Raw genomic sequence first — 12,502 nt, 5'->3', positions numbered from 1 at the left:
GTCAGTCCTCATTTCCCTCGAGTACGGCGAACACCACGGGCTCACTCCGGTCGTTGACCGTGCTCACCCAGGTCGCGACTCGTGCCCTTCCGCAGGCCAGCACGACCCAGCCGTCCCCGTGCACTCGATGCACGGTCAGCGCCTGGGTCATCAGGCCGGTCTTGCGGACGGACTCCAGAGCGGTCCACACGCGCGTGCCTGCCACCGAGGCCGACTCGCCCGTGTCCGCGACGAGCAGATCGCGCACGGCCACCAGCTCCGGCCCGAGCAGGCCCGACCAGTCCTCCTCGCCGCGCTCGACCGCCGACTCGATGTCGCAGGCCAACAGTCCGGCACCGGCCACCGCCAGCGTCAGCGCGGCACCGTGCGAGGCGGACACCTCCGCGCCGGCGACCTCGGGTTTGCCGTCGGCGCGATACAGCGGCGCGACCGGCCGGTCCAGTGCCCTGCTCACCGCGAGCCGCGTCTGTGCCCTGCGCTGCGCGGTCGTCGCGACCTCGGCACCGGCCGGGTCCGGCTCGACGACGACGGCGCGGTGTCCACCGAGGACTCGTTCCAGCGAACGCTCGAGGTAGGAACCGAGCATCGAGGGCACCCAGGGGCCTGCGCCGTCGCGCTTGCGGACCGCCCGCAACGACAACCCTTCCCAGCGTTCCACCACCATGCCGTCCGGATCACGCACGTCGAGGTCGTAGACGTAACTGTCCCCGTCCTGCGAACGTTCGCGGGCGTGGAGCACCACGTAGTCGGCTTCCCGCACAGAACTGTCGGCCAGGTAGAGCTTCTCGATCCCCTGTGGCAGCAGAATCGCGTCCGGGACACAGCACTGGATCGCGTGCATCATCGTGTCGCGCGTACCCGGATCGGCGAGCAGCTGCCGTTGCGGCAGGAACGGAGCGAACCAACCCGCGTCCGACCCGCTCGCGACCTCGGCAACGGCATGCCGTGCGCTCACCCGCCGGTAGCCGGTCAGCTGCTGGAAACGCTTGCCCTGGAACAGCACACCGCCGTACAGCTCGGTCACCGGGTCTACGGGGACGGCGGGCAACTCCGCCGGCGAGGGCGCGGGCGGAGTGGGTAGCTCGGGGCGCGGAAACCTCAGCCGGGCCCGGAAATGGTCCGCGCTGAACCCCGTCTCCTCACTGCGCAGCGCGATGTCCACGGTGGCGGAGTCGGCGGCCAGTGCCGCCAGGCGGATCGTGGTCGAACCTCCCTGCGACACCACGACGGGTCGCAGGAACTCCACGTTCTCCAGCAACGGCACGCCGGGCCTGCCGGTGACCGCGGCGGCGACCTGGGCCATGGCCTCCATCCCCAACACGGCGGGGAACAGCAGGTCCCCGTCCAGCAGGTGATCGACGAGATAGGGGTCGCTGCCCGAGGACAGGTCCGCCTCGGTGATCAACTCGACGCCCGGATAGTGCACCACCACCCGGTCGACAAATCGAGTCAGCGGCAGTTCCCGTTGCTCCACCGGCAATGTCACCAGTCCGGCGGTCCGTCCGCAAACCACGAGCACGGGCGGCGCAGACGGGTCCGCGAGCACCTGGCGCAGTACGTCGATCCCGCTCTCGGTGGGAATCGGGGTGATGCCGTCACGCAGCAACGCTCCGACGACGCCGAGCCGCTCCCCCATGCCCGCGCCGGACCACACCGACCACTCGAGCGCCAGCACCTTGGCCCGGGGATGACGTCGGCCGAAGCGCAGCGTCTCCTCGGTCATCCAGTCGTTGGCCGTGGCATAGTGCGCCTCACCACGGAGGCCGGCCCGGCCGATGATGCTGCCGAACGTCACCAGCAGCTTGATCCGGTCGCCGTCGACCGCATCGAGTACGGCACGCAGTCCACCGGTCTTCGGCGCGATGGTCTGCCGGAACGCGTGCTCGGTCAGGCTGAACAACCCCGCTGGTTCGTTGCGGCCCGCACCGTGCAGTACCGCCGTGACCGGGCCCAGTTCGGATTCCACCCGGCGCACCGCCGCGCGCACCTGCTCGGCCGAGGTCACGTCGGCCCGCTCGTACCGGTACCTGACGCCGGAGGAGTCCATTCTCGACAGGTTCTCCGCCAGTTCGGCGTCGTCGGCCGGATCGCCGCGTCCCAGGAGTGCGAGGCCGGCTTGCGAATCCCTCGCCATCGCCAGCGCGCACTCCGCGGTGATCCCCTTCCCGCCCCCGGTGACCAGCAGGACGTCATCCGGGCCCAGCGGAGAGTCGTTCTCGGCCGGGCCGGCGGGAACCGAACGAAGCACGGGTACCGTACGGACCCCGGCCGCGTCATAGCGCACCTCGGCGAAATCCGTGGTCGCCGCGGTCTCGGCGACCACCCTGGACACCGCATCGTCGATCCCGTCCGCACCATGGGGTTCGATGTGCGCGAGGTCCACAATGGTGGTTCGGGCGGACGGGTCCTCCAGGCGCAGGGTCTTCGCCAGTCCGGAGGCCCCGAAACCGTGCTGCACGACCACGAACCGCGTGCCGTTTGGTGCGGCCATCACCGCCCTCGCCGCGTCGAGAAAGAGACCGGTATGGCTTTCGTCGCAGTCCTCCGGCAGGCAGAGCAGCACACCGTCACCGATACCGGCCCTGGCGAGTCCTCGCTGAAGGTGCTCGGCCAGCGGGTGTCCTGGCGTGGTGAACACGGACCAGTCACTCGCCGCACCGTTTCCGCCCGTTTCGACCACGGGACGGTCGGCTTCGACGTACTCGACGGCGAACGGACGCACCCAGGGCGCGACCCCCTGCACCTCACCGGTGCCCGTGCTGTCCGACGGCCGCGACGTCTCCGCGAGTTCGTCGATCATCTCGGCCAGTTCACCGAGACAGACGGTGGCGAAGTTGGGCATTCCCTCCAGCGGCGGACGGCCGAGCGCACGGGTCACGTCGTTGACGATCTGCCCCACGGTGATGGAACTCAGGTGCAGGTCGTCCAGCGGGTGCGTATCCGGTGTGACGGTCTCCAGCGGCAGCTCCACGCGCTCGACCGCGAACTTGCGCAGCAGCTCGAACGTCGTGTCACCGTTGTCGGTCGTCACCGCCGTGGGCGATCCGGTCGCCGACAGGGTGGTCTGCCTGGCGAAGTCGCCCCCGTACACCGGAACGGACTCGCACGGGTTCTCGAGAAAGGTCATCTTGGTGTCCAGCGACAACGGCCGGACGATCCGGCCCGCGAACAGCGCACGGACGTCGACCGGAACACCGAGGGCGAAAGCCGCGCCGACGACACGCAGCAGGGCGACCAGCGAACCGCTGTCCGTGTCGACCGAAAGGGCAGGCGTGTCGGGCACGATTTCGTGCACGAGTCCGGTGAGCACACGGCCGGGACCAACCTCGACGACGAGATCACTGCGATCGGCCGCTCGCTCCGCGGCCTCACGGAACCGCACCGGCAGCATGATCTGCTCCCGTAGGAGCTCGCGCAGATCCTCGCCGCCGTGCAGGACGTCACCGGTCACAGTGGACACTACTGGCCTGCTCAGCCGAGCGAAGCCGATATCCCGCAACCGGTCGCTCATCGCCTCGGCCGCGTCAGCCACAGCCGGGGAATGGAAGGCGTGGGAGACGCTGAGTCGCGTCGCGGTGACGCCGTCGGTCCGCGCCTTCGCGCACACCCGGTCGATGGCGTCCGCCGGGCCGGAGATCACGGTCTGGGCAGGGGCGTTGTAACCGGCTACCACCACGTCCTCGCCGTCGGCAAGATGTTCGGCGCGGTTGGGGCCGACGCTCAGACCGGCCATCGCACCGTCACTGCCACCGGCAGCGGCCATGACGCCGCCGCGGATGGCCGCGAGGCGCAGCACCTCGGCCTCGTCCAGAGCACCGCCCCAGTGCAACGCGGTCAGCTCCCCGAGACTGTGCCCGACCGCGGTGTCCGCGTCGATGCCGAACTCGCGAAGGACCCGCAGCGCCGCGAGCGAGCCCGCGACGATCCGTGGTTGGGCCACCTCGGTCGCCACCTGGTCACCGCCCTCGGGCAGGGTGGCGGTCCGGTAGACCTCGTCCGCGGCGAGGAACCTGCGGCGGATGGCGCCACCGGTGCCGTTTCCCGACCCCTGGCCGGGGAACAGGAAGGTGACCCTCGGGGCGGAGGTCCTGCTGTCCAGGAAGATGCCCTCCTGCGCCGCGAAGACCGCACCCTTGCGCTCGTCGATCAGCGTGAGCAGCCGGGTCAGCCGCTGTGTCGCCTCCTCGGGAGACGTGGCGACGACCGCCGCACGGACCGGTTGTCCTGACAGCTCACCCGCCAGGGTGCCCGCGAGGTCGGTCAGCTCCGCCATCGCCAGCTCGGGCGTGCGCTCGACCAGCCGGGCGACTCGATCGCGCAGTTCCGCGTGGTCGGTGGCATCGAGCAGGAGAAGCTCGGCGTCCTGACGCCCGCGAACCACACGCAGGGTGTGCTCGTCGAGAACGTCCCGCCGCTCGGCGTCCGGCGGCTGTTCGACCGCGATGTGGGAGTTGATGCCGCCGAAGCCCATCGCCGACACTCCTGCCCGGACCGGCTGGTCGCCGGGCCACAGACCGGCCTCGGCCGGCACGTACATCGCCGCCCCCGCACCGGTCAGCAGCGGATGCGGCTGTTGGTGTCCCGTCGCGGGCGGGATCACCTGGTGGTGTACGGCGAGGGTCGCCTTGATCAACCCAGCGACCCCCGCCGCGGCTTTGGTGTGTCCGATGTTGCCCTTGATGGTGCTCAATGCCGCAGGCCGGGCGCTCGCGCTCGCGTCCCTGCGCGCCCCGGACAGTGCCTCGATTTCGGTGGCGTCACCGAGTGCCGTTCCCGTCCCGTGCCCTTCGAAGTACGACACCGTCTCCACGCCGTATCCGGCGCGGGTGTAGGCCCGGTGCAACGCGAGGCGATGCCCGCTCGCCTCCGGCCTGGTGATGGCGCCCTTCCCGTCGGAGGACACCCCCCAGCCCGTGATCGAGGCATAGATCCTGGCTCCTCTGCTGATGGCGTCCCGCTCACGCATCAGGACGAGGAGGCCCGATCCCTCCCCCGGCCAGAAGCCGTTGGAATCCTTGTCGTAGACCTTCATCTCCCCGGTGGCGAGCGCCCCCGTCTTGGCGAACCCGATCAGTTCGAACGGATCGATCGACAGGTCGACACCTCCCGCGAGGGCGACGTCGAGGTCGCCCGCGACAAGTGCGTTCGCAGCCGTGACGACCGACAGCAGTGAGGACGAACACGCACCGTCCACTGTGTATCCGCCACCGGCCAGGTCGAAGTGGTTGCAGATCCGACCCGCGATCGTGTTGGCCAGTCCGCCCGCGAGTGTGTCCTCGTTGATCTCCGGAAAAGGTGACTTGTACTGCACCTCCAGGTCGCGGAGGAACGCGGTGGCCTCGTCCTCGCCCCAGCCCTTGTCCACCAGTGCCGCGGCGACGGTCCGGCGAACGTACGGCCAGCGCAACCGCATCACATTGGCTCGGGAGAACTCTCCGGTGAGGCTGTTGCCCAGGATCACGCCGGTGGACTGCCTCGGGAGTCCCTCGCCTCCGTCGTACCCCGCGTCGGCCAGTGCCCTCGCGGCCACGTCCAGCGCGAGCCAGTGGGTCATGTCGGTCGAGCGGAAGGTACTGCCCGCCACCTTGTACCGCACCCTGTCGAACTCGAAGTCGCGCAGGACCGCGGCTTTCTCCGCGTAGTAGCGGTCCGGGTCCTTGGGATCGGGTGACCAGTAGTCGTCCCGGTTCATCCGCACGCCGGGCAGCTGGCGAAAGGCTCGACGGCCGGCCAGCACGTTGTCCCACAGTTCGTCCGGTGAACCGGCGTCCGGATAGCTGAGACCGATACCGACAATCGAGATCCGCTCACCGCTCATGCCACCGCACTCCAATGTTTCCACCCGGCACCGTGCTCGACCGGGAAATCCGTCCGGAACTCGGTCAAACTCGCCTCGCCTGACCACGACATCGCGTTCATGAAGCCCCGGCCACACTGTGGGGCCTCCGGTACATCAAGCATGTCCCAGTGGCACGGAACAGTCTTCTCCGTACATGCGTAGGACCACGGTGCGTCTCGTGCACGGATCGGACTGTTCGAGGCCGGCGCGCGATCATGCCGTCTCTCAGGAGTTGTAGGGCATCGTCGGCCACCACATCACGCCCGCCCGGTAGCCGAGTTTCACCGACCAGTACGCCACGAAGAATGTGCCGACCACGATGAAAGCCACCGCGGAGAATCGCGCCGCTCGCCCCGGAACCCGGAAGAGCCAGCGCTGGAACCGGCCGCGTGTGGCGAGCATGACGAGAAGGAAGAGAACGGCGACACCCAGGATATTTCCGATCGACTGCAAGGCGAATGTGAGGAATCCGAGCAGAATATTGTCGGTCGAGACCGCGTACTCGAACAGGCGCCGGAAAGGCGGCCACGGCCTGCCGATGAGAAACGCTCCGATCAGGCAGCCGAGAAACAGGGTCTCCGCCCAGGAGCGCCGCTGGAACACCCTTTCCAGCGGGTTGCGGACCAACCCCGCGTATGCCAGGCCACGCCAGAGCATCACCAGTCCGATGAGCCCGAACACGATTCCCGCCTGCAGGATCCGGACGGCGAGTCCGGTCTCCGGATCGCCGATCCGGGCGCCGGACACCTGCGGCATCGAGGGACCCACCAGCACACCGAGCACACCGTAGGCCCCGGCCACTCCGACCGCGCCGAGCATCAGCCAGCCCACCGGCCGCGCGAGCGCGAGCAGTGACGTGCGGGTTCTGGTCCCCTTGGCCCGATCACCGCTCATCGGAGCCAGTGCGCAGAAGACCGCGATGTTGCAGGCGGTGAACATTCCCGCGATACCGGTGATGACGGCGAAGCCCATGGCCATACCGGATCCGGTGATCGCGACCTCGTTCGCGTCCGCCCCGAGGACCGGTCCGGTGATGGCACCCGCGATGACCTTGTCCACCAGGTAGGGCGACCAGATCACGGCGAGAAGGAGGCCGGCCAGTCCACTGATCACCACCAGTCGCCATGGCTTTCCCGGTCCGCCCCCAGCCGGAACCAGGTCTCCCGCTGAGAATGGCGTTTCGCTCAGGCCCACGGCGCCGGTTGTGTCGGTCGAACTGCTGTCGCGGATCATTATGCCTCCTCAGGCGCGATCAGGTGCCGAGCCGAACTGGCCCGGTGCCCGGCCTGCGCCCGCGGGGCCGCGATACGCCTGGGCGATATCCAGCCAGTGGTCGGCCTCCGCTCCCACTGCCCGGACGCCGAGGTCGTCGCGGTGCCGTCGTCTCGTCGCGAGGAGGCAGAAGTCGACGGACGTACCGGTGATCCGCTGTGTGGCGTCCTCGGGCCCGAACGTCAGCACCTTTCCCGAAGGGTTGACGAGTTCGAACCGGAACTCCGTCTCCGGCGGGGTCAGCTTCCGCGCGTGGTAACCGAAGTCCCTCGTCCGGACCGCGAACTCCACGAGATGGGCGATCCGGTCGGTCCGGCGGGAACGTACTCCCACGGCGTCCGCGATGTCCTGCCCGTGCGCGAAGAGTTCCATCATCCCGGCGGCAGCCAGCACCGCGGGCGGAAGCGGGTTCACCAGCCACGGAACCACCTGGTCCGCGGGAACCGCCGCCAGCGCCTTGATCCCCGCGTCGCGCTCTGCCCGCCAGCGCGCGAGCAGCACTTCCGCGGGGTCGTGCACGTAGTCGGCGAGCGCGCCGTTCACCGCGGCGTCGAATCCCGCTCCATCGCTGATCCGGGCCGTCATCGCCGAGAAGGCCTGTGGGTCTGCCGCCGCCATGCCCGCGATCCGGAAGATGAAGGCGAGGTGCCCGACCTGATGCTTCACCGTCCACCCCGGTGCCGGTGTTTCCCGTTGCCATTCCGACTCGTCCAGGTCCGCGACGAGCTGGTCGACCGCCTCCGCTTCGGCTGTCAGGTCGTCGATCACGTCCTGCAACGTCGTCATCTGTCTCGTCCTCTCCTCGGGCAGGTGCTCGGAGTCGCCGTAGCGAGTGCGTCTCGAGCCCGTGCCTCGGCGCCGCCGAACTGACGTCGTCAATTCTCCTTCGCCAGCGGTGGCGCGGTCTTCTCCTTTCGCGCTGCACCGTCGAGCAACTCGCCGCGCCTGCGGGCGCCGGCGAGGCTCGCCCACGAGATCGCACCGACCAGTGTTCGGTCCCCGGGACGAGAGCGCCGGAACTCGTTCACCACACGGTCGTCGACCCGATAGGACGCCATCGCGCAGAGCACGGCAAGCCGTACCGCAGCGGTGTCCTTTACGGACGTCGCACCCACCGTGCGCACGGCCGACTCCAGCCACTCCTGGCCCAGTTCGGGCGGAGCACCGTCCCAACGGGACAGGATGTGCAGTACGGCATCGCGGACGGGATGCGGCAGTGCTGCCCTGCCCGCGGTTTCGATGGCGGCGGTTGCGCGCGCGAACGCCCCGCTGAGCACCGGGTCGGCCCCGGCCCAGGCCAGATCACCGGGCAACGGCGCCTGGGGCAGCAGCGCCAGTGACTCGCCCCGCGGCGGACCGGGACACGACGGCCGCAGCACGCGCGCGAGCAGGCCGCGAGCATATCGGCGCGCCGCCGCGGGGAGTTCGGCAGGAAACGGGGAACTCCCGAGAAAGACGTTCACCATGCGGTTCAGGTACTCGAAGGTGACGGCGACGCCGGTCAGCTCCGCGCGAGCGGGCTCCGAGAACGTGGCCAGGCCACCGGTTCCCCGCAACCACGCCACGATCGCCGTCAGCTCCGGGTCGGCCGCGTCGGGGCTCGCGCCCGTGAACGCCGCGGTGTGCACCTCGACGCAGTACGGGCACGTGTTGAGCGCCGACACCTCGGCCGCCACCGCCTCCCTGGCGGCCCTGCTGGTCTCTCCCGCCGCGAGCAGCGTCTCCCTGAGCAGCATCCAGCTCGCCGCGAGCGGGCCAGGTGCGGTCGAGTGCAGCGCCACCGGCGGGGCCAGCATTCCGAAGTCCTGTTCGACCTGTCGGTAGACCTCGCGCACGGCGCCGGTCGCCGCACGCGGGTGGACACATTGGACGTACCGGATCTGGGTCAGCGTTCTGCGCAGCGCGAACCGGATGGGTGCCGGGGCCATGGCACACCTCACTTCCCTGGAAAGCCTGCCTCGATCACCCGGCGGTGGACAGGATCGTGGCGTGTCCGGCCGCCGCGACGAGGGTGCTGGCGAGCCCCCAGGCCACGATCCGGACGGCTGTCAGCGTGCGTGGTGAGCGCGGCCTGCAGATCGTGGACCAGGACAGACCGACGAGTGCGATCGCGAGGCCGGTGTGCAACAGCACGGCAACGCCGTCCTGGCCCCGGTCCCCGAGCCAGGCCCTGCCGAATTCCGTCGCCGCGGCGGCCGCGGCCGTCCCCACCACCCACGGCGCCAGCCGAGCGATGCGTGTGGCTGCCGAGACCAGCCATGGTTCGCGAGCGCGGGAGACGGTCACCGGGACCGCCAGCGCCACGAGCAGCACGAGGGCGATCTGCTCGGGCACGTCGACTCCCTTGGCGAGCAGGAAGTCGAGCAGTCCCGTTCCGGCCGCGATCCAGGTGACGATCACGACCGTCCGCTGGCTCTGCTGCTCGAGGAACGGCCACAGCAACACGAACGCGGCCACCACGAGCGCGCCGCCGATCAGCAGGACGCGTAGCCAGAGCGACCCGGTGGTGCCGGAGAAGGTGACCAGGTGGTCGTGCGGTCCGACGGCGACGCCACCTGACACGCTCATCGCGTACCGGAGGCCGCGACCGCGCGGGCGGACCGGGGCGTGCACGAGCAGCGCATGAGCGCCGACTCATCGGGCCTCGGCCGCAGGTGGTACACCATCGCCACGACCATGGGAACGAAGACGATGGTGTTGTAGAACAGATGCAGCTCAACCCGTGGGATCACCAACTGGACGATGCTCGTGGGTTTCGCGTTGCCGAGCAGGTGTGCACCGGTGAGAGCCTGCAGGAGCAGCAGGAGATGCTCGAAGTGATGCCAGATCTGGATCCACATCGCCGCACGCCACCATGGGCGGGACCGGCCGGTGAAGCCGCGGCGCAACACGACGAACGCGACCATCATGCCCACCGCATAGCCGTAGTGCAGCCACTCCGACTTCACCAGCGCCGGAAACGCGAGGCCCAGTGCGCCGTTCGCCTCGGGAACAGGCCAACCCAGTAGGTAGATCTGAACGGCCTGAGCCAGGTGTTCCGCCCAGTGGGCGAGGACGACGATCGTGAAGACCGCCAACGCGGCCCTGTGCCAACGGCTGTTGAGTGCCGCGCTGACGTGCTGCCAGCGGCCGGGCCCGCGGAACTGGTTCGTCGTCATCGCGATTCCCCCGTGCGGCTCGGCACGAGACGGAGCGTCCCCCGCCGGGCGCTCGTCGCGCCGTCCGGTGCGGGCGCACCGTATGTGACGTCGACGCCACGAGCCCGCGCCGCCTGGACGATCCCCGGCACAGCACGCTCCGCGAGCGCGGCGATGGTCATCGCCGGGTTCACCGTCAGCGCACCGGGAACGGCCGAACCGTCGGTCACGAAGATGCCGGGATGACCGCGTAGCTCGTGGTCGGCGCTGAGCGCGGACGTCCTCGGGTCGTCACCGATCCGGCAGGACGCGAGGGGGTGCACGGTGTAGGCCCCGACCACGTCGTTGGTCCACGGCGCGACGGTGGCGATCCCGTCGCGCTCCAGTATCTCCTTGACGTCGGCATCCGCCAGCGCCCAGCCGTGCCGGGTGTTCTCGGTCGGATCGTATGCCAGCGGACCGCGGCCGAGCATCTGCTGGGAGATGCGGTGCGCGTTCCCGGTGGGCGGAGGCGGCCCGAAGACCCCCTCGTTGTCGTCCTCGGTCATCAGGAAGATCGTCAGCCAGGAACGCCAGCGCTTCAGCATCTCCTTCTTCTCGGCCCCGAACCAGGCGGGCTCACTCCCATTTGGCACCTGGGCGAGGATCGTGCCGAGTCCCGGCGGGAAGTACAGCTGCTCCAGGGAGTACCGGGAGTACTCGGGAAGCGAACCGTCGAGCCGGTCCCAGTTCGCGACGGTAGGGCCCTTCCCGATCTGGTTCGCCTCGTAGGGGACCCCGTCCTCGCGGGAGAGGCCCAGGACGTCGCGCACCCTGTCCTCGTTGATGACAGCGGTGTTGAGGCGCTCCCCGTTGCCGGAGAAGTACCGTCCTACCGCATACGGCATGGTGCCCAATGTGGACTCGGAGCGTTGCAGGATCACCGGTGTGGCGCCGGCACCCGCCGCGAGCACGACAATCTTCGCCTCGATCGCACCACTGCCGGTGTGAATCCGGTAGTCCTCGTCGTCGATGACGTTGAACTCCACCCGGTAGCCGCCGTCGTCGGTCCGGGACAACCGCTGCACCTCGTGCAGCGGGCGGATCTGCGCACCGTGGGCGAGCGCCGCAGGAAGGTAGTTGGTCAGCAATGAGCGTTTGGCGTCGAACCGGCAACCGCCCATCATCCAGTTGCAGTTCGTGCACCTGTCGTTGTCGATCGCCACCGGAGCCGGATTCGCCGTACGACCGGAATGGTGGCAGGCGGCAGCCCACAGACCGCCCGAGTAGGAGACGTCCCGCCAGTCCTGCTGACTGACCGGAAGCGATTCGGCCACCCGGTCGTACCACGGATCAAGGCTGTCCCTGCTGATCGCCGAAGGCCACATGCGCCTCCCGATGCTGCCGTGCCGGTCGAAGACGAACTTCGGTGCGCGGGGCATCGCCGCGAAGTACACGACGCTTCCCCCGCCGACACAGTTTCCGCCCAGCACGCTCATACCGTCGCCGACCACGAAGTCGAACGCGCGTGTGTACGACGAACCGAGCAGGAAGTCGTGCTCGAAGTCGTTGGTCTGCAGCCATGGTCCACGTTCCAGCAGGACGACCTCGGCACCGCCCGCCGCGAGGTGGTACGCGGTGATCGAGCCGCCGAAGCCACTGCCGACGATGAGAACGTCCGTCTTCTCGATGCTCATGCTGGGCTCCCTGACGGCGTCGTGTTCGGGTGGATGTCGGCGAGCTTGCGGCGGTAGGAGTAGTGCGGGAACCGCCAGAGTCCGTCGGCATCGGGATCGAAGAAGCCCATCGCGCGCAGTCCGGGATGCCCGGTGGCCATCGCCTCGGCCGTATGCAGATGCGCGGCACTGTCGAAGGCCATGTTGCAGAACAGCGCGAGGGCCACCCAGCCGTCCTTCTCGGGGTGGCCCGGAGCGGTGAGGGTGTACACGAGCGAGGTGCGTTCCCCGAACGGCAGCGCGACGAACGCGGGCAGCTCGGCATCGAGCTGGAGGCCGCGCTCCTCCGCCCAGCTCCGTGCGTGCTGGTTCAGTGCGGGAACCAGGAACTCCAGGCCGGCCGTCACTCCGGTCGCCGGAGTGTTCAATAACTCGAGAGCTCCGGCGGCAACTGCTCCCGGTCCCGCTGCCGCACCCGCGATCGCGTGGTCCGCATCGTGTCGCTTCTCCCCTGGCACGATCGTGTCGGCGAAGGCCTCAAGAGTCGAGGTCAGGCCCTGATCGTCGTCTCCGCTACCCGTGCGCACAGTTCTCCTCCT

General features: G+C 69.1%; 8 protein-coding genes. All 8 read right to left on the bottom strand.

Translation table 11 applies throughout. From position 1 onward, the window contains the following. Position 1: 1 nt before the first annotated feature. On the bottom strand, positions 2-5,818 hold the full coding sequence (locus BM199_RS13130; RefSeq protein ID WP_091673326.1) for a type I polyketide synthase: 5,817 nt from the start codon (positions 5,816-5,818) through the stop codon (positions 2-4). Between the two features lie 246 nt (positions 5,819-6,064). Next, positions 6,065-7,072, bottom strand: coding sequence for a hypothetical protein (locus tag BM199_RS13125; protein ID WP_091673325.1), 1,008 nt, complete (start codon positions 7,070-7,072; stop codon positions 6,065-6,067). A gap of 9 nt (positions 7,073-7,081) precedes the next feature. After that, on the bottom strand, positions 7,082-7,897 hold the full coding sequence (locus BM199_RS13120; protein WP_091673323.1) for a TIGR03084 family metal-binding protein: 816 nt from the start codon (positions 7,895-7,897) through the stop codon (positions 7,082-7,084). 89 nt (positions 7,898-7,986) lie between these two features. Further along, positions 7,987-9,039, bottom strand: a complete 1,053-nt coding sequence (locus tag BM199_RS13115; RefSeq protein WP_091673322.1) for a carboxymuconolactone decarboxylase family protein — start codon at positions 9,037-9,039, stop codon at positions 7,987-7,989. A 34-nt stretch (positions 9,040-9,073) separates the two neighbouring features. Next, positions 9,074-9,679, bottom strand: a complete 606-nt coding sequence (locus tag BM199_RS13110) for a DUF6239 family natural product biosynthesis protein (RefSeq protein WP_143101825.1) — start codon at positions 9,677-9,679, stop codon at positions 9,074-9,076. Beyond that, positions 9,676-10,269: a hypothetical protein gene (locus BM199_RS13105; protein ID WP_091673318.1), complete on the bottom strand. Its 594-nt coding sequence runs from the start codon at positions 10,267-10,269 to the stop codon at positions 9,676-9,678. Before BM199_RS13105 ends, BM199_RS13110 begins: the two co-directional genes overlap by 4 nt. Continuing rightward, on the bottom strand, positions 10,266-11,924 hold the full coding sequence (locus BM199_RS13100) for an FAD-dependent oxidoreductase (protein ID WP_091673316.1): 1,659 nt from the start codon (positions 11,922-11,924) through the stop codon (positions 10,266-10,268). The genes BM199_RS13105 and BM199_RS13100 overlap by 4 nt, the downstream gene beginning before the upstream one ends. Then, positions 11,921-12,490, bottom strand: a complete 570-nt coding sequence (locus BM199_RS13095) for a DUF5987 family protein (RefSeq protein WP_091673315.1) — start codon at positions 12,488-12,490, stop codon at positions 11,921-11,923. Before BM199_RS13095 ends, BM199_RS13100 begins: the two co-directional genes overlap by 4 nt. Between the last annotated feature and the right edge of the window lie 12 nt (positions 12,491-12,502).

The organism is Amycolatopsis marina (assembly GCF_900111885.1).
In the GTDB taxonomy this organism is placed as follows: Bacteria; Actinomycetota; Actinomycetes; order Mycobacteriales; family Pseudonocardiaceae; genus Amycolatopsis; species Amycolatopsis marina.
The sequence above is the reverse complement of the archived record's forward strand: the minus strand, read 5'-3'. Positions and strand labels throughout refer to the sequence as shown.